Raw genomic sequence first — 24,227 nt, 5'->3', positions numbered from 1 at the left:
GCGTCGTCATTCACACGCGGAGGAGCGGTCTTCATGAAGATGTCGGTCATCGGTTGCGGCTACCTCGGTGCCGTCCACGCGGCGGCGATGGCGAGTCTCGGCCACGAGGTCGTCGGGATCGACGTCGACCCGGCCAAGATCGAGTCGCTCGCCGCGGGCAAGGCGCCGTTTTACGAGCCCGGCCTTCCGGAGCTGCTGACCGAGAACCATGAGACCGGCCAGCTGCGCTTCAGCACCGACGTGAGCGAGGTGAAGGGCTACGGCATCCACTTCATCGGCGTGGGCACCCCGCAGCGACGTGACGGCGCGGGCGCCGACCTCACCTACGTCGACGCCGCAGTGGAGGGCCTGCTGCCGCACCTGTCGCCGGGCGACCTCGTGGTGGGCAAGTCGACCGTCCCGGTCGGCACCGCCGAGCGCCTCGCCACGCTCATCGAGCCCACCGGCGCCGAGCTGGCCTGGAACCCGGAGTTCCTGCGCGAGGGCTTCGCGGTCAAGGACACCATCGAGCCGGACCGGCTGGTCTACGGCGTGCGCAGCCAGCGCGCGGTCGACCTCCTCGACGAGGTCTACGCCCAGGCGATGTCCCACGACACGCCCCGCATCGTGACGGACTACGCCACCGCGGAGCTCGTCAAGACCGCCGCCAACGCGTTCCTGGCCACCAAGATCTCCTTCATCAACGCGATGGCCGAGATCGCCGAGTCCACGGGCGCCGACGTCACCCAGCTGGCCGACGCGATCGGTCACGACGTCCGCATCGGCCGCAAGTTCCTGAACGCCGGCGTCGGCTTCGGCGGAGGTTGCCTGCCGAAGGACATCCGTGCGTTCGCCGCGCGGGCCGAGGAGATCGGCCGCGGCGAGTCCGTCGCGTTCCTCAAGGAGGTCGACGCGATCAACCTGCGCCGTCGGCAGCGCGTCATCGACCTCGTCAAGGAGGTCCTCGGCGGGTCGGCGTACCAGCGTCGGGTCACGGTGCTCGGTCTGGCCTTCAAGCCCGACAGTGACGACATCCGCGACTCCCCTGCCCTGGACGTCGCCGTGCAGCTGCACGGCCTCGGTGCCGACGTGGTGGCCTGGGACCCGCAGGCCGTCGACAACGCCCGCGCCGCTCATCCGCAGCTCGCGTTCGCGTCGGGGATAGACGAGGCGCTCGAAGGTGCCGAGGCCGTGGTGCTCGCCACCGAGTGGCCTCAGTTCCGCGACCTCGACCCGGCCTCGACGGCCGCACAGGTGGCGTCGCCGGTGGTCATCGACGGACGCAACGTCCTCGACCCCGAGGCCTGGCGCGCGGCCGGGTGGACCTACCGGGGCCTCGGGCGCCCCTGAGCGGGCCGGTCAGCTCGACGCGGGTGGAGCCGTCTCGAACTCCGGCAGGAGACGCCCCTCGGACTCGAGGCGGTCCTGGAGCGCCCCCGGCATGATCCAGACGAAGGTCCCGTAGATCGACTGGCCCTCGAGCCGCCGTGCACCGCGGTACTCGCCATCGATCCAGCGCGAGCACGCGAGGACCACCGTCTGGTCGGAGCTGATGTCCGAGGGCTCCACGATCTGCTGCACGGGCGACGGCGACAGCGCGTAACCGAAGTAGTTCTGGCCGGCCGCCTCCTGCCCACCAGGCAAGCCGCACAGGCGGACGTAGCCGATCGGTTCGTCCGCGCCGAGCTCGACCAACGGTGTGACCATCGGACGCATGTCCCTCGACTGGGCCTCCACCTCGTGGAAGAAGGCCGACCGAGGAGCAGACAGCAGCGTGCCGACCACGGCGAGCGCCACTAGGCCGCCGGCGACGATCGCCGGGCGGCGTCGCAGGGCGATCGCCGCGAGCAGCACGAGCAGCACGCACAGCGGGGCGATGATCCAGATGCGGTTCTCGTTGACCAGGGTCGGCACGATGCCGACCTCCCGCGACCACGGCTCGGTGGGCAGCAGGCGCCACCACGGCAGGATGCCGGGGATGTGCGCGGGCGTCACCCAGCCCCACGTCGGCACCTCGCGCGTGAGGTAGCCGGCTCCGACGACGGCGACGAGGACGTTCAAACCCACGCCCCAGGCGAGGACCGAGCGTGACACGCCCCGCAGGAGGGCCGCGACGCCGATCGCCACGACGACCGTCGCGATCGGGTCGATGTACCGGCCGTAGACCCACGCGTCGAGCCGCACCCACGGTGCGGTGTACAGCCAGAACACATCCGCCCACTGGGCCAGGGAGATGAACGCGACGACGATCGTCGCCCCGAGCACGAACGTCGTGGCCCCGAAGTCCCAACGACGCAGCTCGCGCCAGACGAGGAGGAGCACGACCACCAGCCCGATGGCGACGAGGCCGTAGGAGGCCAGGCTCTGGTACCACGACTGACCCATCGCGACCCGCATGAACAGCTGCCACCGCGAGTTCGAGATGCGCTCGACGAGGTCGTCGCCGCGCGTGACCGAGCGGCGCAGGAGCGCCTCGCTGAGGGCGTTGCCGGCCGCGTCAGCGAGCAGGTACGCGAGCACCACCATGGCAAGCCCGACCAGCGATGGCCAGACGTGCCGCACCGCGCGGATGAGCAGCCACACGGCCGCGGCGGCCAGGACGACGGTCATCCGGACGTGGGAGAAGAGCAGCAGACCCAGGAGGAGCGCGAACACACCGTGGCGCACGACGGTGGGCCGTTCGGCGAGACGGTAGGCCGCCAGCACCGACACCACCGCGAAGAGCGTCACGAGCCGCTCGCTCATCGAGTAGTCCGCCTGGATCGCCCGTGCCGGGAGGGTCATGACGAACGACGCGACGACGACCGCCGCCGAGGCGTGCAGGCCGAACCTGGTGACGACGCGGGCGAGTGGCCAGATGGTGACGAGCGAGACGACGACCCCGACCCACAGGGACGCCCGGTAGGCCACGGAGGGATCGTCGGTGAACCACCAGATGGGCGCGATCACCACGGCCCAGCCCGGGTAGTACCCGGCTCCGCGGATCATGTCCGGGACCGCCTCGCCGGCGATCATCCGCGCCATCTGCAGCAGCGTGACCTCGTCGTAGGGGAAGGCCGGCCAGTCCGTGCCCCACAGCACGTGGACGTTGACCGCCAGGCACACCAGCACGGAGGCGACGGCGAGCACGCGCCAGGGACGACCTGACCCGACGCTCGGCTCACTCGGCCGGACCGTGGGTGACGGGCTCACGGCACCGTGCGAACGTGGAGCGACCTGCTCGCTCTCGGGTTGGGACATCGTGTGGCGCCTCTTGCTCGACGACGGACCGGCTCAATCTACTCGGCGGCGCCCGTCGGACCGGTCCTGCCTCGAGGATCGGTAGAGTCGACTCGTCGTCCAGAGCCCGGCGAACCGCCATGGCTGTCCAGGAAGGTGCTCATGCGTCTGTTCGTCCAGGTCCCCTGCCTCAACGAGGAGGCGACCCTCCCGCTCGTCCTGGAGTCGATCCCGAAGCAGATCGAGGGCATCGACGAGATCTTCGTCCTGATCATCGACGACGGCTCGACCGACCGCACGGTCGAGGTCGCGCGCGAGCACGGGGTCAAGCACTTCGTGTTCCACACCCGCAACATGGGACTCGCGCGCTCGTTCCGCGACGGCGTCGACTACGCCCTCCAGCACGGTGCCGACATCGTGGTGAACACCGACGGCGACAACCAGTACCCGCAGCAGAGCATCGCCGAGCTCGTCCAGCCGCTTGTCCGCGGCGAGGCCGACATCGCCATCGGCGATCGTCAGACCAAGACGATCGAGCACTTCTCGCCCTTCAAGAAGGTCATGCAGGCCTTCGGCAGCAAGGTCGTCAACTACGCCGCGGAGACCGACCTGCCCGACGCGGCCAGCGGCTTCCGCGCCTACTCGCGCGAGTCACTGATCCGGCTCAACGTCGTCACGCAGTTCAGCTACTGCATGGAGACGATCATCCAGGCCGGCAACAAGCGGCTGCGCATCGCGAGCGTGCCGATCAAGACCAACCCCAAGACGCGCGAGTCGCGCCTGTTCTCCAACATCTTCCAGCACATGGCGCGCTCGGGCCAGGCGATCATCCGCAGCTACCTGATCTTCAAGCCCTACGCCGTCTTCACGACGCTGGCGGTGCTGTTCTTCGTCGCCGCGGCCATCCCGTTCGTCCGGTTCCTCGTCCTGTTCCTGTCGGGCAACGGTTCGGGCAACATCCAGTCGCTCGTCTTCGGCGTCGGCATGCTGGTGGCGAGCCTGCTGTGCATCGCGCTCCTGGTGATCTCGGACATGCTGCGCACGAACCGGGTGCTGCTGGAGGACGCGATGGAGCGCATCAAGCTGGTCCAGTACGCCGACGAGCGTCTGCTGGACCCGCACACGCCCGAGGAGCTCCACGTCGCGCGAACCGGCCTGACCCACGACTGAGCACCCGCCGTCCGTGATGACGGTCGACTCGCCCGGGTGGGGTAATCTGTCGCGGTGCGCCGACGCGTCGCACCCCTGTCCCCGTCGTCGACACGAAGGCCGTCGTCCGTGCTGAACAAGCTCAAGAACGTCGCCAAGGCGCTGCTCGCGATCACCTGGATCCGCAAGGTCTACGAGCTGGTGAACCGCGTGTTCCTGGAGTCGTTCGGCTCCTCGCGCATCCTGTCGCACCTGTACTACACCGCCAGCTTCGTCACCTTCAACCGCGAGCAGGCGGCCGTGCTGCGCGGGCGTCGCAACTACTACCGCAACAAATCGCGCGACCGCCGCACCCACGTCGAGCTGCGCCGCAACGTCCACCGGCTGGAGAAGGGGCTCATCATGATGCCCCGGCGCGAGGTGTTCGCTCGCGACTACGTCACCGAGACCATCGAGTTCTACGAGCAGGCCGTCGAGCAGCTCCGGCGCGATCCCGCCTCGATGGAGTCGAGCGAGATGGAGTGGGCGCACGACGTGCTCACCGAGTACTTCACGGCCGTCCGCCCCGGTGACGCCATGATCGACGCCGCCCGGGCCCGCTTCGAGAAGGCTGGGCACGACGCCGAGTTCACCGGCAAGGTGCCGTACGTCAAGAAGTCGCTGTCGCAGATCTCCTACGCCGAGCTGGAGGACCTCGTCATGCAGCGACGCAGCGTCCGCTGGTTCGAGGACCGCCCCGTCCCGCGCGACCAGATCGACCAGGCTCTGCTCATCGCGCGCCAGGCACCGACGGCCTGCAACCGCCTGCCGTACGAGTTCCGCGTGTTCGACGACCCGGCACTGGTCAAGGAGGTCTCGGCGATCCCCTTCGGCACCGCCGGCTACTCCCACAATATCCCGTGCGTCGTGGTGGTCGTCGGACGGCTCGAGTCGTACTTCAGCCCCCGTGACCGCCACGCGATCTACGTCGACGGCTCGCTCGCCGCGATGTCGTTCATGCTCGGGCTGGAGACGCTCGGCCTGAGCTCGAGCGTCATCAACTGGCCCGACTTCGAGCCGCTCGAGCGCAAGATGCAGAAGAAGCTCGACCTCGACCTCACCGACCGCGTCGTCATGCTCATCGCCGTCGGCTACGCGCACCCGGAGGGGATGGTGCCGTTCTCCCAGAAGAAGGAGCTCGACACCTTCCGCCGCTACAACTGATGACCGACCCCGCGCCAGTCGCCCGGCGCACCCCGTGGTGGAAGGGGCGGGCGCTGCGCCTGACGCTGACCACCTTCGTCGTCGGTGCCGTGGCCGTGCTGTTCGCGATCTCCCTGTCCCGCAACTGGCAGGACGTCCGCGAGCAGGACCTGACCCCGTCCTGGTGGTGGGCGGTGGCGATCGCGCTCTTCGCAGCGGCCGTGCCGGTGACCGGGCTGCTGTGGCGCTCCCTGCTGCTGCGGCTGCAGCCCGACGCCGTCGTCACCCGCACCGAGGCGGTCTCGGTGCAGAGCGCCTCCTGGCTGCTGAAGTACATCCCCGGCCAGGTCGGCTCGACCCTGAACAAGGTCCTCTGGGCTGGCAGGAAGTCGATCAGCCGCGGCGCGGTGCTCATCTCCGTCGTCTACGAGAACGTCTTCCTGCAGGTGTGCTCCCTGGCGCCGGGCGCCGCGATCGTCGTGGCGGCGCTGGGTCCCCAGGTCCTCGGCGACGAGCCGTACGTCCTGGCGCTGCCCCTGCTCGCGCTGCTGCCCATGGCGCTGGTCCTGTGGCGGCCCGCCTTCCACAGGGCCGTTGACGTCGCAGCGCGACGCGCCCTCAAGCGCGAGGTCCCGCGCTCCTTCTTCCTGTCCACCCGGGCGACGCTGGTGCTGCTGGTCGGCTTTACGGTGCCGAGGCTCCTCAACGCCGCCGGGTTCGTCGTGCTGGCCACTGCCGTCACGGACGTCCCGCCCGATGAGTGGGCCGTCTTCGGTGCCGCCTACGTGCTCGCCGGCGCGATCGGGATCCTCGCGGTCCTCGTGCCCAGCGGGCTGGGGGTCCGGGAGGCGGTGATCGTCGCTGTGCTCGCGCCCTTCGTCGGCATCGCGGCGGCCATCGTGGTCTCCGTGCTGGCGAGGCTGTGCAGTACGGTCGGAGACGCGCTCGTCGCGCTCGTGTACGTCCTCACCCGCCGCACGATCCCCAAGGAGATCCGGCCATGACCGCACCCGCCAGGCCGCACGTCACGATCATCGGCTCGGCCCTGTCCGGCAACAAGGGCGCGGCCGCGATGCTCGAGTCGGCCATGCAGACGCTGGAGGAGAAGGTCGGCGACGTCGACGTCACCCTCCTGAGCATGTACCCGGCCGAGGACGCCGCGCAGAACCACTACCCGAACCTCGCGATCGTGCCGGCCGCGCCGCGCCAGCTGGGCGTCACGATCAACTCTCTCGCCCTGCTCTACCGGCTGCTGCCACCGCTGCGGCCGGTCCTGCGCAAGCGCTCGGCGTCCATCCGTGCGCTCGCGTCATCCCAGGTGCTCCTGGACCAGGGCGGCATCACGTTCACCGACGGCCGCGAGAAGTTCCTGCTCTACAACGTGGCCTCGATCCTCCCGGCCCTATTCGTCGGGACGCCGGTGTTCAAGTGCGCCCAGGCGATCGGCCCGTTCACAGGGCGGATCAACCGGATCGCCTCGAAACTGTTCCTGCCCCGCGCCCACACGATCATCACGCGCGGGCGCATCACCCACGAGTACGCCGAGGGCCTCGGCCTGCGCAACATCGTCGCAGGAGCCGACTACGCCTTCTCCTTGGAGATGGACGGCACCGAGCGCGACGCCGTCGCCCCGCTCGTGGACCTGTCGTTCTTCGACGGCCTGGCCGAGGGCGAGGGTGTCGTCGGCATCTGCCCTAGCGTGGTCATGCAGAAGAAGGTCGACGCCGCCGGCGGCGACTACGCGCAGATCATCGCGGACTTCATCGCCTCGCTGCAGGCTCGTGGCCGCAAGGTCGCGCTCATCCCCCACAGCGTCCGCACCGGCACCGACAAGACGCACAACAACGACCTGCCGCTGTGCCGCGACATCTTCTCGCGCCTGCCCTCCTCCGACGGCGTGCTGTTCGTGGAGCGCGAGCTGACCTCCCAGCAGCTGCGGTGGCTCATCGGCCAGTGCGAGCTGTTCGTCGCCAGCCGGTTCCACGCGATGGTCTCCTCCCTCGCGATGGCGGTGCCGACCGTGGTCATCGGCTGGAGCCACAAGTACCGCGAGGTGCTCGAGATGTTCGGCGCCGAGGAGTGGGCATTCGGCTCCGACCAGCTGAGCGCGGATTACCTCGCCCAGCGGTTCTCCGAGCTGGAGGGCCGTCGTGAGGAGGTCAAGGCCACCCTCGACGCCCACCTGCCCGAGGTGAAGGCGACCTCCCGCGCCCAGGCCGACCGGATCGCTGCGATCGTGCGCGGGTGAGCGTGGTCGACGCCACGGACCGCCAGGACCGGGATCGAGGGGTACGCGCGCTAGGATCACCCTTGCTCTTTGGACGACCCCGCGGAGGAGTACCCCTGTGACAGCGATCGACCTGAGCGACTTCGACGTCCCGGGCCGCGGCCGGGGTCTGCTGGACGTGATCCAGTGGCGCTACCTGCTGAAGCTCATCGTCCGCAAGGGCACCGCGACCCGCTACCGCAACTCCGTCCTCGGCTGGACCTGGTCCTACGTGAAGCCGGGCGTGCAGTTCCTCGTCTACTTCCTGGTCGTCGGGATCGTCCTCGGCCTGAACCGCGGTGTCGAGAACTTCCCCGTGTACCTGTTCTCGGGGATCGTGGCGGTCAACCTCTTCAACGAGGCGTTCGGCAACGCCACCACGTCGATCGTGGAGAACAGCTCGTTGGTGCGCAAGATCTACCTTCCGCGCGAGCTGTTCCCGATCGCGGCGATCATCGTCGCGCTCATCCACTTCGTCCCGCAGCTGGCGGTGCTGCTGCTGGCATGCCTGCTCGTCGGATGGGTGCCGTCACTCCTCGGACTCGCGGCGATCCTCCTGGGAGTCCTGCTGGTGGTCTCCTTCGCGCTCGGTGTCGGGATGTTCTTCGCCGGCATCAACGTCCGGTACCGCGACGCGCAGAACTTCGTCGAGATCATCCGCATGGTCTCGGTGTGGGCCTCCCCCGTGCTCTACACCTGGACGCTGGTCAAGGACGTCGCACCCTCCTGGTTCGTGCACGTGTACATGAGCAACCCGATCACGCTCGCCGTCGAGATGTTCCACTTCGGCTTCTGGGACCCGACCGCCTCCCAGACCCACGGCTACCCGGACCAGTTCCTCCTGCACACCCTCGTCGCCATCGGCTTGTGCATCCTCTCGCTGGTGCTGGGACAGCTCACCTTCCGCCGCTTCGAACGCACCTTCGCCCAGGACCTGTGATGACCACTATCGTCCCCACCACCAGCACCACGCCGGCGATCATCGTCGACCACGTCTCCAAGCGGTTCCTGAAGCGGAACACCCACTCGATGAAGGAAGCCTTCATCAGCTGGACCAAGGGCAAGAAGGTCAAGTCCGACACCTTCACGGCGCTCGACGACGTCAGCTTCCAGGTGGGAGAGGGCGAGTCCGTCGCCGTCCTGGGCCTGAACGGCTCGGGCAAGTCCACGACGCTGAAGCTGATATCCGGCGTCCTGGAACCCGACGGGGGGTCGGTGTTCACCCGCGGCCGCGTGGCCGGCCTCATCGAGGTGGGTGCCGGCTTCCACCCCGAGCTGTCCGGCCGGGAGAACGTCTACCTCAACGCCGCCATCCTCGGGATGCAGGCGAAGGAGACCCAGGAGCGTTTCGACGACATCGTTGCGTTCAGCGAGATCGGCGAGTTCATCGACCAGGAGGTCAAGCACTACTCCTCGGGCATGTTCATGCGGCTCGCCTTCTCCGTGGCGATCCACGTCGACCTGGACGTCCTGCTCGTCGACGAGGTCCTGAGCGTCGGCGACGCTCCCTTCCGCGCCAAGTGCACCGCGAAGATCCAGGAGCTCACCGAGCGGGGCGTCACCATGCTGGTGGTCAGCCACAGCTCCGAGACCGTCAAGCAGCTGTGCCACCGCGGCATCGTCATCAACCGCGGCAAGAAGATCTTCGACGGCGACATCGACGAGGCCGTCGCCTACCTCGAGAACTGACCGCCTGGCCGTTCTAGCCCGCGGCCCGTTCGGCGCGCTCGATCCGGCGTCGCTTGACGAATCGGACGACCCGGACGATCCACCCCTGCGTCACGTGCCGGGTCTGGTCGTGCTGGTCGACCATGACGCGACGGGTCAGGTCGTGCTCGCGGCGGAGCTCCTCCTGAGCCGCGACGATCCTCTGGTCGACGAACTTCGTCAGGTAGAGCACGAGTCCGAGACCGTGCTCGGCCACGTGCTCGCGCAGCGCCTCGTCGCGGATGAGCCAGTCGTGCCTCGCGTGGGCGCCGTCCTCGGCGATCACGCTGTTGCCCTGCGACCCGGTGACCCCCACCCGCTGGTGCCAGTAGGCGTACGGCGTCGGGCCGAGATAGGACAGCGGACCCCGCTGCAGCACCTTCAGGTAGAACGACCAGTCACCGACGACCGGGAGGGACTCGTCGTACAGGCCCAGTTCCTCGTGCAGGGAGCGGCGGTAGAGCAGCCCGATGGGGACGAAGCGGTTGAACAGGAGCGTGTCGGCGAGGGTGACGTCCTGCAGCTGCTCCTGGAAGACCTCCCGGCCGGTCTCCTCCATCCGGTCGTCGGCGAAGCGCTCCCACACGATCTCGACCTTGGACACGACGCCGTCGGCCTCGGGATGTGCGTCGAGGTGGTCATGGGCGCGCTGCAGGAACTCGGGGTGCCACGTGTCGTCGTCGTCGTGGATCGTGAGGAGCGGCGCGGAGGTGGCGAGCACGCCGGCGTTCGCGGAGACCCACCGCCCTCGCGCGTGCTCGTGGTGGACGGCGCTCACACGCTCGCGCTGTGACGCGGGGAGCGAATCGATCAGGGCGACCACCGGCCCCGCGTCACCTCCGTCATTGACGATTACGCACTCCCAGTCGACGAAGGTCTGGCCGGTGATGCTTCGCAGGGCCCGCTCGAGCAGCATCGGACGGTTCTGGGTGCGGACGACGATCGCGACTTCGGGCACGGTCAGGTCTCTCCTCGGCGGGGTCCGCAGGGACGACGCTCGGCCCTGCGTGTGGTCATCATGTCAGTCCTTGCGCCGGCGACGACCGCTGTCGTCGCGGTCGTCCGTCGCGCCTGCTCACGTAGCCGACGACGAGGACCAGCGCCACCGTGCCGACGACGGCCGTCGCCACCACGGCGGTCGCCACACCGACCGTTCCGGCCGGCGCAGCCGTCAACATCGCCCCAATGCCGTCACCGGTCACCCGGTACAGAGAGTTCTCGTACGCTCCGATGTACTGACGGAAGGGTCCGAGGACGGCGAGGAAGGTCGAGCCGAGCACGACGGCCACGCCGGCGCGTCGGTGGCGGTCCGCAGGGATGCATCGCATCCACGCCACGGCGCTGACGGCGATCAGCGCGACGATGGCGACGAACAGGTAGCGCCCCTGCATCCCGGCCGTGAGCTGCGTCCGGACGAAGTGTCGCCACGTGTTGGCGAGCAGCATCAGCACGACGACGACGGGCAGCAGGCTCAGCACCACGGTCTGCAGACGTCGCGGGTGCCGGGTGTAGGCGTACCCGAGGACGACGGCCACGGCGAGGACGCTCAGGGTGTCGGTCAGGATCTCCGGGAGCGGGTAGTCGAGCAGGCCGAACTCCCCCCAGAAGCGCACGGAGACACGCGACCAAAACAGGTCCAGGTACTGCACGGGGTCCGGTCCCGTGCCGGGCTCCCACGGCTTGGTCGGGCGGGTGCCGGCGAGCCCGCTGGGCTGCACGTCCCCGAAGCGCAGGAGGTTGCGCAGCCACCACCAGCCACCGACCGCGAAGGCCAGCGCGAGGGTGGCGACGGCCGTGAGGAGTCGTCGCAGGATCGTCGCCTCCCGGGGCCAGACCGTCAGGACGATCCCGACGAAGACGACGAACGGCAGGGCGGTGCCCTTGGTCAGCAACGCCAGCCCGAGCGCGACGCCGAGTCCGGCGAGGACGCGTCGGCGCGTGTCACCGGTCATCCAGAGCACCGCGAGCCAGGTCACGACCGAGCACAGCGCGATCGTGAGCCCGTCGTTGGAGACGCCTCCGAGCACCTGCGCCAGCTGGGGGACGGCGAGGAGGGAGGCCGCGCCGACGACCCCCGCCCGTGGGGACCCGGTGAGGCGACGCGTGGCGCTCCAGACCAGGAAGGGCAGGGGGACGGCGAAGACCAGCCCGGCGAGTCGGAGGAGGAGCAGGGTCAGGTCGGCTCGCGTGTCCTCGGGGTCCGCGACCGTGAGCACTCCGGCGGCCAGGCCGTAGTACAGCGGCGGGTGCTGGGTCATCTGGTCGACCCCGCTGGCCTCGTTGCGCTCGGCCAGCTCGCCGAGGCTGGAGCGATCGTCGGCGGGGAGATCGCCCTCGTCGCGCGCGGCCAGGACCTCCGGCGCCATCCTCGCCTCCCCCGGCGCCGGCCAGGAGAAGCCGTCGGTGAGTCGCAGGGCGCTGTTCAGGTGGGCCGGCTCGTCGGGGACGGTGAAGACCGGGGTCAGGACGGCCCACGCGGCGCACACCGCGACGAACGCCATCGTCAGTGCGACGACGGCGTTCCGCTCCGACCGCGTCACCGGACCCGGCGCACGACGATCGGTCGATGGCTCGGTCACGCAGCGCGCCTCCAGTCAGCGAAGTCGATCGCGCGGTCAGCGCACGTCGTCCCAACGATATCCGGCTCCGCACAGCGAGCGACCCACGGTCGGCGGCGTGGCGGCTCGAAGCCACCACGGGACGCTAAGTTGACGGGGTGAACTCCAGTCTCGGACGCCTAGGGCGCGTCGCTCGCCGCATCCTGACCGTCGATCTCCGCCGGGATCCTGTCGATGCGGTGCGACACCGACTGCTCACGGACTCCTCTGACGACCGGGAGATCGCCGGGATCGACGTTCTGTTGGAGCATCGACTGGCGTCGGTGGATGCCAGCAGCACGAGGGAGGTGCAGGCGGCGGTCGCCGAGGCCTTCGCACGACTGTGGGTCCCCGAGGGGCAACCGGTGGGCGAGCCGGACCCGGTCGTCCGTGATGCGATCACGACGCAGGTCAACCGCTTGTACTACCACGTCTCCGCGCGCACCTGGAAGGACACCTTCTACCGCGGCGTCCCGGTGTACAAGTGCCCCACCGACATGTGGGTCTACCAGGAGCTCGTCCACGACCTCCGTCCCGGACTCGTCGTCGAGACGGGGACGTTCCGCGGTGGCAGCGGACTGTTCATCGCCGATCGGCTGGAGGAGAACGGGCACGGTGAGGTCGTGACGGTGGACATCACGTCGCGCCCGGAGCAGCCGCAGCACCCGCGGCTGACGTACCTCGTCGGGTCGTCGACGTCGGAGGACGTCCTCGCGGAGGTCCGGCGCCGGCTCCCCGCCGACGGGTCGCCGGTCCTCGTCATCCTCGACTCCGACCACTCCCAGGCCCACGTCGCCGACGAGCTGCGCGCCTACTCGCCCCTCGTGACGGAGGGTTCGTACCTGATCGTCGAGGACACCAACGTCAACGGACACCCGGTGGCCCCCCAGCACGGTCCGGGACCGTGGGAGGCGGTGCACGACTTCCTTTCTGGCACCGACTCCTTCGAGGTCGACCTACGGGCGGAGCGCTACTACCTCACCCAGAACCCGTCCGGGTACCTCCGGCGCACGTCGACAGGGGCGGTCGACCCGGCTCCCGTCTCGACCGAGGTGTCGACGAGGCGTCCTGGCACCCCGAAGGAGAAGGCCGCTGCCGCCCTCGCCGGCGTCGCCACCGATGCCGACGCGCCACGCGTCGCGCTGGTCCTCCCCGGGGTCAGGGCCGGCCAGATGTTCGCGGGGATCCGCACTGCGGTCGTGGCGGCTGCCGCCGTCGGGCGTGAGCTCGGGCGTCCGTTGCGCGTCGTCGTGGCGGACGTCGAGGAGCTCGACGGCGACGCCCTCGCGGCGGAGATCGTCGGCATCTTGAGCGACGAGGACCTCGCGGACCAGGCGGCCGGGCTGAGCGTCAGCGTCGAGGGTCGCCGCGAGACGGACCACCACGCCGAGGACGTCTGGATCGCGACCTACTGGACGACCGCGGTCGCGCTCGACGGGCTCGTCGGGGACGGCCGCGTCGACCGCCAGAACGTCGTCTACCTCGTCCAGGACTTCGAGCCCGCCTTCCACCCCTGGGGGCGCGACTTCATCGATGCGCGGGGCACCTACGAGCTCGGCTTCGCCCCGCTGGTGAACTCGTCGTCCCTCGCCCGGTTCCTGCGGCGGGAGGGCGTCGCGGACGTCGACGACCGCTTCGTCTTCGCGCCGACCATCGAGACTGCACCGTTGCGCGCCGCCGCCGACCGTTGGCAGCCGGAGCCCGACGTCCTGCGTGTGCTCTTCTACGCCCGGCCGTCCAAGCCCCGCAACCTCTACAGCGCAGGCGTCGACGGTCTGCGCCGATGGATCGCGGCGCGCGAGCCCGGAGCCCGGCTTGTCGTCACGCTGGCCGGCGAGACCATGAGCGTACCGCCGTTCCTCGGTGACGACGTGGAGGTCAGGAATCTCGGGAAGGTGTCGTTCGCCGAGTACTACGACGAGCTAAGCCGCACCGACCTCGGACTGGCGCTCATGCTGAGCCCTCATCCCAGCCACCTGGCGCTCGAGATGCCGATGGCCGGGATCCCGACCGTGACCAACGACTTCCTCGGTGCCCGCTCGGCATGGGTCGAGGGCCTCCACCTCGCCGATCCCGGACCCGAGGGGATCGCAGCGGCCTTGGACCAGGCGGCGCGCCAGGCACTCGGCCTCAGCCGTCACCGCGCCCTCGACGTCCCGGCGGAGCTCGGCAGGCCACTCGGCGAAGCCGTGGCAGAGCGTGTCCGCACGCTCGGCCACGGCGCCTGACGACGAAGCGCGTCCCTAGCGGCGCCGCAGTGCCGCCACTCGACGCCGGACGGCCCCGAGGACCCGCGAGGCGAGTCGTCGGGCCGTCGACCGGTCGTCGCGGGCCGCCAGCTCCAACTGCTCCTCCGCCCTACGGCGTCCGGCCGCCTCGGTCCGGTAGAGGTCCCGCCACCGCGTGCTTGCCTTCAGGTGCTCCAGCTCGAGCGGGATGACGACGGCCGCGACACGGGCGGCCTCGGCGCACTCCTCGGGCACGTACCCGTCCCAGCCGCCGATGAGGAGGGGCCGCAAGCGGTCGGGTCGCACGGCCTGCCCCGACTCGAGGACCCGCTGGAGGGAGTGGAGGACGCGGGGCTCGTGCTCGAAGTCCTCCCCGGGCTCGTCGCCCGGGTGACGCACCATGTACAGAGCCTCGAGGTGACCCGCCCGCAGGAACCGGTAGTCACGCATCCCGTGGTGCCGGGGGCTGGGGTTGAGCGTCGTGCTGGCCTCGTAAGCCCTGCCCATGTGGTCGATCTTGCGGCTGTACTGCTCGTAGGTGCGCCACGGGAGGTGGAGCACCTCGATCGCGTGAGCGGGGTCGGGCCGACCCATGCTCGGGATGTCGACCCCGTGGTTGCCCTGCTGCACCGTGACGCCGGGTCGCCCGACGTGGATCACGTCACTCGTCGGGTGGGCGTGCAGTGCCACCGTCTCCATGAGCGTGGACTCCTTGCGAAGGTCCCTCCACACGAGCCGCTCGAACGCCGCACCGCGACGGGCAGGGGCGCCGGTCAGGTTGGTCACCGGCACCGCGAAGGACCCGATACCGGTGGGCGTCGCGCGCAACGCGTCGCGCAGCGTCATGGACGGGTCGACCGCCACGAAGAACTCGTCGGCGTCGGCATTGATCACCCAGGTGGCACCGTGCTCGGTCGCCGCTCGGGAGGCCATGGACGAGACCACCTGGCTCTGCCTCTTGTCGTGCTGCAGGTAGTCGTGCAGTTCGAGCCGACCGGTCTGGGCGTAGTCGGCGAGGATCTCTCGCGTCCCGTCGACCGAGCCGTTGTCGGTCGCGATGACGAGGTCCACCCCTTCCGCGAGGTGGTGCTCGATCATGGCGGCGACGACGTCGGCCTCGTCGCGCACCATCAGGGTCATCACGATCGTCGGTTCGGACATGTCAGCGCCTCTCGCGGATGGCATGGAGTGCGTCGTCGAGGAGCACCCGTGCTCGGGCGTCGAAGGAGTGCTCCTGCGTGACCCGGTGGGCGAGACGAGCGAGCTCGTCCTCCTCGGGCCAGTGCGGGCTGGACGGGTCCAGGAGCTCGCGGAGCCGCTGGACGGAGTTGTAGGCCTGCACCTGTGGACCGAACAGGTCGGCCAGACCGGGCACTCGGTCGCTGATGACCCGGGCCCCGGTGGCCGCGGCGTCGAACAGACGGTTGGAGAAGAACCCGTGCTTGGCCATGTCGGCCCAGTGATCGTTGAGGACCACCGCTGCGGACCCGTACGCCTGCGGCACGTCGTCGTTGTGGATGCCGGTGCCCTTGACGAACCGTGGCTCGATGAACTGCTCCCACCCGTCGTCGCCGTAGACCTCCGGCTCACCCCCGGCCTCGATGACGTCCTTGACGATCACGCGCGGGACCCCGCGGGTGCGTCCCACGAACAGGACGCCCTGGCGATCGGGTCCACGGTCGACGCCGGGGTGGAACTTCTCGACGTCGGTGGCCTGCAGCAGCGGCTGCACGTCGATCCCCCACCGTTCGCGGACGTCGCGCGCCCACCCGGCCCCGGCGGAGTAGATCCTGGCGAAGCCGGACGACAGCTCGTGCCGGGTCACGAGGTCGGGGTGGCTGATGATCCACAGCAGGTTGACGGCACCGGGCTGCGGGACGTACTCGGTCAGACCCCGCAGCGTCAGCGTCACGTCGTCCCACCCTGCCGAGACGCGGTTGTGCGACGGCTCCCGGTCGACGACGACGTCCTGGTCCAACCGGCGCAGGGCGCCGGCCAGCGACTCGGCGAAGAAGGTGTCGCCCCACATGTCACCGAGCAGGTCCCCTGTAGCGGCGGACTTGATCGCCCACCGCAGACGCGGTCGGTGCTCGGTCACCTGGATCGGGTCGCGGCGTGGCGTCAGCACGGTCCGCCCGGTCCACAGGGGGCTCGACGGCCACCTGATCCGCTCGACACGATCGAGTGCGACGGGCCCGGCATCGAGGATCCGTCGGTCGTCCAGCTCCTGCAGCGCCGCGGACCAACGCTCGGCGAAGCGGTCGCGGTTCGCGTCGTGGTGGTCGCCGCGCCCGATCGAACGGCTCTCGAAGTGGACCACCCTCGAGTCCGTGCGGACCCGCAGCGGCGCGCCGGCCAGGTCCTTGAGACGGAGGCAGAAGTCGACGTCCTCCATGCCGTTGACGTAACGCGGGTCGAATCCGTCGAGTGCAGCCACGTGCTCGGTCCGGACCGCCAGGCAGGCGGCGGTGACGGCGGAGAACGGGTAGTCGTCGACCTGTGACCCGACGTCGCGCGGGTGGACCCCGCTGAGCAGGTGGCTGGGCATCGTCATACCGCCCAGGAAGACGGTGCCTGCGCTCTGGACCGTGCGGTCACCGTAGAGAAGCAGCGGTTGGACACCGGCCGCGCCTTCCGCGAGCGCCGTGAGCAGCGGATCGAGCCAGCCCGGCTGCACGGAGGTGTCGTTGTTGAGGAAGACGGTCGTGCGACCGCGCGCCGCGGCCGCCCCGAGGGTGGAGCCGAGGGCGAAGTCAGTGTTGCGCGGGACCCGCAGCACCTCCACACGGGGGTCGTCCAGGAAGCACGCAGCCAGGATCGATGCGACCGGGCGTCGGGATCCGTTGTCGACGACGACAACGCGGACGTCGTGCTCGCCGCAGGTCTCCAGCACGCGGCGTACCGCCGTGAGGGTCATCTCCCAGTCCTCGTAGGTAGGGATCGCGACGCCGACGTCGACCGTCGGGGCCTCGAACCGCACGATATGTCGAGCGCGAGCCGCGTTGGCCGTGGCCCTGACGTCGTGCTCGAAGGGATCCGCCGGGCGCGCTCGCGCCAGCGGGCGGGTCAGCACGACGCACGGCCCGGCCGACGCGAGTCCGATGAGGATCTCCTCGACGAACCCGCGGTCGAGGTCGGCGCGCGGGAGCGCCGCGCTCGGGCCCGCTGCCCGGAGCACGACGCCGGACCCGCGGAGGTCGTCCACCCACACAGCGTCATCGGTGCGCAGCCATGGCTGGGGCACGCCGTCGGCGATCGTCGCGGCGGCCGGGGCGTCCGGGTGCAGGCGCAGCGCCGACGCCGCGGTCGCGACGAAGTCCGGGTCCCAGCGATCACCGGGGGACCAGCGTGCCCACAACTCGGGCCGGACCTCGTCCAGCAGCCGTCGCACGATGGAACCGATCGTCTCGCCGGGCCGGCGGGCGATGACGTCGAGGCACGCGGTGCGGTCGACGAGGTCTTGCAGAGCGGGGCTCCGCACCGTCCCGACGTCCTCGACCACGACCACGCGCAGGCCGTCGACGACCTGCTCCACGACCGTCGTGAGGCCGTCGAGCCCCGCGAAGAGGTGGCGTTCGTCGATGACCACGAGGCAGGAGGTGTCCCGCGCCGGAGGGCTGTCGACGAGGTGGTGCCTGTCGAGCACCGGACCGTGGGCCTGCAGCCGCTGCAGCCCGCGGTGGTAGTCGCCCACGCGGGAGCGGGCGGCGGCCTCGGCCACCGAACGGTCGACGGCCGGCACTCCGCTCGAAGACGGGCACGGCGCCGCGGGACCGGCGTGGTCGGTGAAGTGGCGCAGCAGCGAGCTCGGACGGTCGTCCCCCAGCCGGGTCAGGTACTCCTGGCCCCAGAAGTGCGGACCCGCCTGCCCCAGCTCGCCGCGCGAGACGAAGTCGAGCAGCTGGCTCGCGGGACGGCCACGCCTGATCTGCGAACGATCGTGGGCCCGGTACCACTCCGGCTCGAAGAAGGGATGGGGCGTGCGGCCGTCGACCTCGCCGTTCGAGACGAGGTCGTCGAGGGCCGCGGGTGAGGACAGGAACGGCGGCCCGCCGACCTGGTGCTGGTAGAAGTCGAGGTCGATCAACCGTTCGGCGTGCACGATGCGTGCCGCGTCGGTCAGCTCGCGACAGCGGGCGAGGTAGCGGCCCCAGGAGGTCTCGTCGGCACCGAGCATGACCGGCACGCGACCGGCGCGAGCGAGGCGGGTAAGGGCCGCCAGCCAGTCGCTCCCGGCGGCCGTGACCACCTCGAGCGCCAGCTCCTCCGGAACGAGGCGACTGGGGCCGCCGAGGAAGGACGCGGTGTCCGCACCGCGCGTGACCCGGGCGAGTGCGTTGCGCACCCGCAGGGACTTCGCGAGGGAGAAGTGCGCCCCCGGGACGTCCACGAAGGGGGTCGGCACGACCCCGAGACGCCAGCCCGAGGAGAAGTAGTGCCGCGCTGCGGCGGCGTCGTCCTCGAAGTGGCGACCGACGAGCATGCCGTAGTGGGTGGCGACGACGGGGTTCGTCCCGCGACGCCCACCGCGTCGGTACCGGCTGGCGCCCAAGGCGAACAGCGGAGCCGCCCGGCGGCTCCGGGTCGCGCGCCGTGCCAGGTCCTTCACCCGACTGATCAACAGCTCCCCCTCGTCGAGGTACGGATCTCGCAGGCGATCATAGGTGAGGCGCCCGATGTTCCACCTGCACCCGTGCGGCTGCGGTCACCAGCACCGCACTGCTCGCGCCGACGACGGCCACGGCGAGGACCGACCAGAGCGTCCACGGCGAGCCCTCCGCGACTCCGCGCAGCAGCGCCGAGCCCGGGTCGCGACTGGCCCATGTCCGCGTCAGCGTCCACACTTGCGCCGCCACCGACCCTGCGACCAGGATGATGAGCAGGGCCGGAAGGGCCGCCCGGTCCATGCGTGGAGGCAGGCGGCGCGAGACGACGTGGAAAGCGCTGCCGACCGCGAGGCAGAACGCCGCCACCCCGCTGTAGAGGTACCGTCCCTGGACCCCCTGGAAGGGTCGGCCCGTGTCCCAGTAGATGCCGTGCGCGTTGAGGATCACGGTCCCGGCGACCGCCGCGGGGTAGAACGCCAGCACGACGAGGAGCCACCGTGCTCCTCGATGGGTCAGCGCGACGACGACGAGGATGCCGAGGACGACCGAGAGCGTCCACGGGACGACGTCGGGCAGCGCCACCTCGGGGCGCCCGCCCCTGCCCCAGAAGGTGGCGTTCAGACGGTCCAGCGCGCCGACGGCGAAGTCCTGCAGCGAGTACCCGTCGATCGGGCTCTCCGACCGCTCGCGCGCTCCGAGGCGGCTCGGCTGGACGGTACCGAGGGTCAGGTAGTTGCGGATCCACCACCAGCCCCCGATCCCCAGGCAGAGCACGGCCGCCGCCCCCGCCTGCAGCACGGAGCGTCGACGATCGTCACGGCGGCCGATCACGACCAGGACGGTGAGCACCGCCACGACCGGGGCGAGGAACAGTGCGAACCCCTTGGTGAGCAGGGCGAGACCGTACGCAGCCCCTGCGGCGGGGAGGAGCCAGGCCGCCGCTCCTGGTTCCCTGACCGCGCGCAGCAGCAGGTACAGGGTCGCCGAGCAGGCGGCCACGAGGAGCGTGTCGTTGGACACGTAGGCGCCCGCGTTGGTGAAGAACGGGATGGCAAGGACCGACGCCCCTCCCACGAGTCCGGCGCGACGGTCACCCGTGGCCCAGCGGACCGCTCCCACGACGAGAGCGACCGCTGACGCGACGAGGACCGCCGAGACCGCTCGCATGACGAGCTGTGCGCGGTCCCAGGCAACGTCTCCTCCGCCCGCCGCGGTGACGACGACGGCGACTAGCCCGTAGTGGGCGGGCGGGTGCTGGAGCATGAAGTCGGGGACCGCGGAACCCTGCGACGTCCCGTCGAGGAGCGGCCCTCGCTCCCCCGGGGAGGTCGGAGTCGACCGGCCGGCCTCGCCCGGGACCGCGGCGCCACTCTCACAGACGGCGTTCCAGGTGGACTCCAGGACCATCGCCTCGTAGGCAGGTGGCCACCCGCCGCCGTCGACGAGCCGGGCCACCGAGTTGTGGTGCCACGGCTCGTCGGGACCGTCGAACGCGGGGAGCAGCATGCCCCATGCCACGGTGACGACGAGGACGACGCCGAACAGTGCGGCGACGGCAACCTCGTACGCCCCCCATCCCCTGCGTCGGGTCGACACGGCGCTGATCATCCTCCGATCACACCTACTTGCCGTGCTCCAGCAGCTCGAGCAGGTACGTGCCGTAGCCGCTCTTGCGCAGCGGCTCCGCCCGCTCACGCAGCTCGTCGTCGGTGAGGAAGCCGTTGCGCCAGGCGATCTCCTCGGGACAGGCGATCTTGAGGCCTTGCCGCTTCTCCACGGTGCGGATGAAGTTGGAGGCGTCGTTGAGGTCGTCGAACGTCCCCGTGTCGAGCCAGGCGGTGCCGCGGGGCAGGATGCTGACGGTGAGCCGGCCCTGCTCGAGGTAGACGCGGTTGAGGTCGGTGATCTCCAGCTCTCCGCGGGCCGAGGGCTGCAGCTCGCGGGCGTGGTCGACGACGTCGGGGCCGTAGAAGTACAGCCCGGGCACGGCGTAGTTGCTGCGCGGGTGCTCCGGCTTCTCCTCCAGCGCGACGACCTTGCCGTCGTCGTCGAAGTCGACGACGCCGTACGCACGGGGGTTGGAGACGTAGTAGCCGAAGATGGTGGCGCCGTCGACGGAGTCGAAGCGGCCCAGCTGGCTGCCGAGGCCCGAGCCGTAGAAGATGTTGTCCCCCAGGACGAGCGCGACGGACTCCTGCCCGACGTGGTCGGCACCGAGCACGAACGCCTGCGCCAGGCCGTCCGGCGACGGCTGCTGCGTGTAGGTGATGGAGATGCCGAACTGCGAACCGTCGCCCAGCAGCCGCTGGAAGCTCTCCGCCTCGTGCGGGGTCGTGATGACGAGCACGTCGCGGATGCCTGCGGACATCAGCGTCGACAGCGGGTAGTAGATCATCGGCTTGTCGTAGACCGGCATCAGCTGCTTGCTCGTGCCCTGCGTGATCGGGTGCAGACGACTGCCCGTGCCGCCGGCCAGGATGATTCCGCGCATGGGCGCCACCCTAGCCCCGCCGCGCGTCCCGGCGGCGACGGTACGCTCGTGGCCATGCGATCGCTCCTGGTCACCGGCGGAGCCGGCTTCATCGGCTCGAACTTCGTCCACCACGTCGTCGCCCACACCGACGCCCAGGTGGTCGTGCTCGACAAGCTCACGTACGCCGGGAACCGCGCATCGCTGGCCGGTCTGCCCGAGGACCGGGTCGAGCTCGTGGTCGGCGACATCTGCGACGAGACGCTCGTGGACTCCCTCGTCGCCTCGGTCGACGCGGTGGTCCACTTCGCCGCCGCCTCGCACAACGACAACTCCCTGCACGACCCGCGACCGTTCGTCGAGACCAACATCATCGGCACGTTCTCGATGCTCGAGGCGGTGCGCAGGCACGACGTGCGCTACCATCACATCTCCACCGACGAGGTCTACGGCGACCTGGAGCTCGACGACCCGGAGAAGTTCCGCGAGAGCACCGCCTACAACCCCTCGAGCCCCTACTCCTCCACGAAGGCCGGCTCGGACCACCTCGTCCGAGCGTGGGCCCGGTCCTTCGGCGTGCGGGCCACGCTCAGCAACTGCTCGAACAACTACGGCCCCCGCCAGCACGTGGAGAAGTTCATCCCGCGCCAGATCACCAACCTGCTGGACGGTGAACGCGTCAAGCTCTACGGCGAGGGCCTCAACGTGCGCGACTGGATCCACGCCGACGACCACAGCAGCGCGGTCCTGGAGATCCTGCGTTCCGGGCAGATCGGCGAGACCTACCTCGTCGGCGCCGACGGTGAGAAGAACAACAAGGAGGTCGTCGAGCTGATCCTCGGACTCATGGGTCGCCCGAGCGACGACTACGACCACGTCACCGACCGCGCCGGCCACGACCTGCGGTACGCGATCGACGCGTCCAAGCTGCGCGAGGAGCTCGGCTGGAGCCCCTCGTACACCGACTTCGAGGAGGGTCTGGCCGCCACGATCGACTGGTACCGCGAGAACGAGGCGTGGTGGCGACCCCAGAAGGCCGCCACCGAGGCCAAGTACGTCGAGCTTGGGCACGCATGAGCGGGCTCGCGGTCCACGAGAGCGCGATCGACGGCCTCCTGCTGCTCGACCTGCCGGTCCACGGCGACAACCGCGGCTGGTTCAAGGAGAACTGGCAGCGCGAGAAGATGGTCGCCCTCGGCCTGCCGGACTTCGGCCCGGTGCAGAACAACGTCTCCTTCAACGCCACGCGCGGCACCACGCGCGGCATCCACGCCGAGCCGTGGGACAAGTACGTCTCGGTCGCCACCGGGCGGGTGTTCGGAGCCTGGGTCGACCTGCGCAAGGGACCCAGCTTCGGCACCGTCGTGACGCACGAGATCGGCCCCGAGGCCGCCGTGTTCGTCCCGCGCGGGGTGGCCAACGCCTTCCAGACCCTCGAGGACGACACCGCCTACTCCTACCTCGTCAACGCCCACTGGAGCGCCGACGCGCGGTACACCTTCCTCAACCTCGCCGACGAGACCGTCGCGATCGACTGGCCGATCCCCCTCGACGTGGCCGAGACGTCCCAGAAGGACCGGGAGCACCCCCGGCTCGCCGACGTCGACCCGGTGGCGCCCCGTCGCACCCTGGTCACCGGTGCCGGCGGACAGCTCGGCCGAGCGCTCGCGCGGCTGCTGCCCGACGCGATCGCCCTCACGTCGGCCGAGTTCGACGTCGCCGACCCGGCCGCCTACGCCTCCTTCGACTGGTCGGACGTCGACACGATCATCAACGCCGCGGCCTACACGAAGGTCGACGAGGCCGAGACCGAGCAGGGGCGTCGTGACGCCTGGCGTGTCAACGCGCACGCTGCGACCCACCTCGCGCGGACCGCCGTCGAGCACGACCTCACGCTGGTTCACGTCTCCACCGACTACGTCTTCGACGGCGTGGAGATCGAGCACACCACCGACGAGACGTTCTCGCCGCTGGGCGTCTACGGCGCGAGCAAGGCCGCCGGTGACCTCGCCGTCGCGGTCGCCCCGAGGCACTACGTCGTGCGCACGAGCTGGGTGGTCGGCGACGGACCCAACTTCGTTCGCACGATGCGCTCGCTCGCCGAGCGCGACGTTGCGCCCGCCGTCGTCGACGACCAGGTGGGCCGGCTGACCTACGCCGACGACCTCGCGGCCGGCATCGTCGAGATCCTGCGGGAGCGCCGCCCCTACGGCACCTACAACGTCACCAGCGGCGGTCCGGCCCGCAGCTGGTTCGAGATCGCCCGTGAGGTCTACGCCGAGGCAGGCAAGGATCCGGCGATGGTCACCCCGGTCTCCACCGAGCAATACGGCGCGGGCAAGTCCCTCGCTCCGCGGCCGCGCCACAGCACGCTGCGCCTGGACTGAGACACCCGGACGGGGCCCGGCCGACCGGCTGCACAGCCGGCAGCGAACAGACGCGTCACAGCCGGTGCGGGACGGCCCCGGCAGCTCGGAGAACGACGGGAGGCCGGTCGCGCGCCGTCGACACACGAGCGCCTCCATCGTCGTCAGCCAGGTGTCCTCGCCGGGAGCGTCGACGCAGTCCTTCTCGCACCACGACGGGCCCGGAGTGCCGAACGACCCGGCGACGAAGTCGTCGAGCGAGCCCAGCAACCCGCTCCCGTGCAGCGCACCGCGGAGAGTGAAAGGTGCCGCTCTCGGTGAGCTCCGGATCCATGTCCTGGCGGCGCTGCCGCACCGCCGCCTCGCGGTTGATCCCCTCCGGACCCGCGAGGCCGTGGCGCCAGAGATGGACGTGGGATCGCGTGACGCTGAAGGCGAGGTCGCACTTGTCGGCACG

Annotated in this window: 17 protein-coding genes; 10 read left to right on the top strand and 7 right to left on the bottom strand. The window is 70.1% G+C overall.

Going from position 1 to position 24,227, the window contains the following annotated elements; genetic code table 11:
* Positions 1 to 33: 33 nt before the first annotated feature.
* A complete protein-coding gene (locus tag ABD213_RS07195; protein WP_344326371.1) occupies positions 34 to 1,329 on the top strand; it encodes a UDP-glucose dehydrogenase family protein in 1,296 nt (431 codons plus the stop codon).
* 9 nt (positions 1,330 to 1,338) lie between these two features.
* Here the strand turns inward: ABD213_RS07195 and ABD213_RS07190 are convergent, their stop codons facing one another.
* Positions 1,339 to 3,219, bottom strand: a complete 1,881-nt coding sequence (locus ABD213_RS07190; protein WP_344326368.1) for a hypothetical protein — start codon at positions 3,217 to 3,219, stop codon at positions 1,339 to 1,341.
* Positions 3,220 to 3,360: 141 nt separating this feature from the next.
* On the opposite strand from ABD213_RS07190, the gene ABD213_RS07185 reads away from it, so the two are divergent.
* The 6 genes from ABD213_RS07185 to ABD213_RS07160 all read left to right on the top strand — a co-directional run bounded on the left by ABD213_RS07185 (position 3,361) and on the right by ABD213_RS07160 (position 9,484).
* Positions 3,361 to 4,368 (top strand): glycosyltransferase family 2 protein, encoded by a 1,008-nt coding sequence (locus ABD213_RS07185; RefSeq protein WP_344326366.1) that lies wholly within the window; start codon positions 3,361 to 3,363, stop codon positions 4,366 to 4,368.
* Positions 4,369 to 4,476: 108 nt separating this feature from the next.
* Positions 4,477 to 5,550 (top strand): nitroreductase family protein, encoded by a 1,074-nt coding sequence (locus tag ABD213_RS07180; RefSeq protein WP_344326364.1) that lies wholly within the window; start codon positions 4,477 to 4,479, stop codon positions 5,548 to 5,550.
* Positions 5,550 to 6,533: a lysylphosphatidylglycerol synthase domain-containing protein gene (locus ABD213_RS07175; protein WP_344326362.1), complete on the top strand. Its 984-nt coding sequence runs from the start codon at positions 5,550 to 5,552 to the stop codon at positions 6,531 to 6,533. The genes ABD213_RS07180 and ABD213_RS07175 overlap by 1 nt, the downstream gene beginning before the upstream one ends.
* Complete coding sequence (locus ABD213_RS07170; protein WP_344326360.1) at positions 6,530 to 7,777, top strand: polysaccharide pyruvyl transferase family protein; 1,248 nt, start codon at positions 6,530 to 6,532, stop codon at positions 7,775 to 7,777. Before ABD213_RS07175 ends, ABD213_RS07170 begins: the two co-directional genes overlap by 4 nt.
* 97 nt (positions 7,778 to 7,874) lie before the next feature.
* Positions 7,875 to 8,735 carry an ABC transporter permease gene (locus ABD213_RS07165; RefSeq protein ID WP_344326357.1) on the top strand — a complete coding sequence of 287 codons (861 nt, stop codon included), beginning with the start codon at positions 7,875 to 7,877 and terminating at the stop codon, positions 8,733 to 8,735.
* Positions 8,735 to 9,484, top strand: coding sequence for an ABC transporter ATP-binding protein (locus ABD213_RS07160; RefSeq protein ID WP_344326355.1), 750 nt, complete (start codon positions 8,735 to 8,737; stop codon positions 9,482 to 9,484). The genes ABD213_RS07165 and ABD213_RS07160 overlap by 1 nt, the downstream gene beginning before the upstream one ends.
* 13 nt (positions 9,485 to 9,497) lie before the next feature.
* On the opposite strand, the gene ABD213_RS07155 is transcribed toward ABD213_RS07160, so the two are convergent.
* The gene (locus ABD213_RS07155) at positions 9,498 to 10,460 is read right to left on the bottom strand and encodes a glycosyltransferase family 2 protein (protein WP_344326353.1); all 963 of its coding nucleotides are present in this window, start codon (positions 10,458 to 10,460) and stop codon (positions 9,498 to 9,500) included.
* Positions 10,461 to 10,518: 58 nt separating this feature from the next.
* The gene (locus ABD213_RS07150) at positions 10,519 to 12,081 is read right to left on the bottom strand and encodes a DUF2142 domain-containing protein (protein ID WP_344326351.1); all 1,563 of its coding nucleotides are present in this window, start codon (positions 12,079 to 12,081) and stop codon (positions 10,519 to 10,521) included.
* A gap of 302 nt (positions 12,082 to 12,383) precedes the next feature.
* Between ABD213_RS07150 and ABD213_RS07145 the strand changes: the two genes are divergently transcribed.
* On the top strand, positions 12,384 to 14,327 hold the full coding sequence (locus ABD213_RS07145; RefSeq protein WP_344326348.1) for a CmcI family methyltransferase: 1,944 nt from the start codon (positions 12,384 to 12,386) through the stop codon (positions 14,325 to 14,327).
* 15 nt (positions 14,328 to 14,342) lie between these two features.
* Here ABD213_RS07145 and ABD213_RS07140 read toward each other — a convergent pair whose 3' ends face one another.
* From ABD213_RS07140 to rfbA, 4 genes are read right to left on the bottom strand one after another with little or no spacing between them, the layout of a single operon-like run.
* Positions 14,343 to 15,488: a glycosyltransferase family 2 protein gene (locus ABD213_RS07140; protein ID WP_344326346.1), complete on the bottom strand. Its 1,146-nt coding sequence runs from the start codon at positions 15,486 to 15,488 to the stop codon at positions 14,343 to 14,345.
* A gap of 1 nt (position 15,489) precedes the next feature.
* Entirely contained in the window at positions 15,490 to 18,948 is a 3,459-nt protein-coding gene (locus ABD213_RS07135; protein ID WP_344326344.1) for a glycosyltransferase, read from the bottom strand.
* Positions 18,949 to 18,985: 37 nt separating this feature from the next.
* Positions 18,986 to 20,530 carry a DUF2142 domain-containing protein gene (locus tag ABD213_RS07130; protein WP_344326341.1) on the bottom strand — a complete coding sequence of 515 codons (1,545 nt, stop codon included), beginning with the start codon at positions 20,528 to 20,530 and terminating at the stop codon, positions 18,986 to 18,988.
* A gap of 25 nt (positions 20,531 to 20,555) precedes the next feature.
* Entirely contained in the window at positions 20,556 to 21,425 is an 870-nt protein-coding gene (rfbA, locus tag ABD213_RS07125) for a glucose-1-phosphate thymidylyltransferase RfbA (protein WP_344326338.1), read from the bottom strand.
* A 54-nt stretch (positions 21,426 to 21,479) separates the two neighbouring features.
* Here rfbA and rfbB point away from each other — a divergent pair, with 54 nt between their 5' ends.
* Together rfbB and ABD213_RS07115 are read left to right on the top strand one after the other, a co-directional pair.
* Positions 21,480 to 22,481, top strand: coding sequence for a dTDP-glucose 4,6-dehydratase (gene rfbB, locus ABD213_RS07120; protein WP_344326336.1), 1,002 nt, complete (start codon positions 21,480 to 21,482; stop codon positions 22,479 to 22,481).
* Positions 22,478 to 23,791 (top strand): sugar nucleotide-binding protein, encoded by a 1,314-nt coding sequence (locus tag ABD213_RS07115; RefSeq protein WP_344326333.1) that lies wholly within the window; start codon positions 22,478 to 22,480, stop codon positions 23,789 to 23,791. The genes rfbB and ABD213_RS07115 overlap by 4 nt, the downstream gene beginning before the upstream one ends.
* The last annotated feature ends 436 nt before the right edge of the window (positions 23,792 to 24,227 follow it).

Source organism: Aeromicrobium halocynthiae (genome assembly GCF_039531385.1).
In the GTDB taxonomy this organism is placed as follows: Bacteria; Actinomycetota; Actinomycetes; order Propionibacteriales; family Nocardioidaceae; genus Aeromicrobium; species Aeromicrobium halocynthiae.
Note: the sequence above shows the minus strand (reverse complement) of the source record. Positions and strands in the feature narration are given on the sequence as shown.

Bases quoted from the DNA above. Each gene is read 5' to 3' on its own strand.
- ABD213_RS07175 (WP_344326362.1), top strand. From the start codon at position 5,550: ATGACCGACCCCGCGCCAGTCGCCCGGCGCACCCCGTGGTGGAAGGGG.
- ABD213_RS07140 (WP_344326346.1), bottom strand. From the start codon at position 15,488: ATGTCCGAACCGACGATCGTGATGACCCTGATGGTGCGCGACGAGGCC.
- ABD213_RS07160 (WP_344326355.1), top strand. From the start codon at position 8,735: ATGACCACTATCGTCCCCACCACCAGCACCACGCCGGCGATCATCGTC.
- rfbB (WP_344326336.1), top strand. From the start codon at position 21,480: ATGCGATCGCTCCTGGTCACCGGCGGAGCCGGCTTCATCGGCTCGAAC.
- rfbA (WP_344326338.1), bottom strand. From the start codon at position 21,425: ATGCGCGGAATCATCCTGGCCGGCGGCACGGGCAGTCGTCTGCACCCG.
- ABD213_RS07190 (WP_344326368.1), bottom strand. From the start codon at position 3,219: ATGTCCCAACCCGAGAGCGAGCAGGTCGCTCCACGTTCGCACGGTGCC.
- ABD213_RS07195 (WP_344326371.1), top strand. From the start codon at position 34: ATGAAGATGTCGGTCATCGGTTGCGGCTACCTCGGTGCCGTCCACGCG.
- ABD213_RS07185 (WP_344326366.1), top strand. From the start codon at position 3,361: ATGCGTCTGTTCGTCCAGGTCCCCTGCCTCAACGAGGAGGCGACCCTC.
- ABD213_RS07115 (WP_344326333.1), top strand. From the start codon at position 22,478: ATGAGCGGGCTCGCGGTCCACGAGAGCGCGATCGACGGCCTCCTGCTG.
- ABD213_RS07170 (WP_344326360.1), top strand. From the start codon at position 6,530: ATGACCGCACCCGCCAGGCCGCACGTCACGATCATCGGCTCGGCCCTG.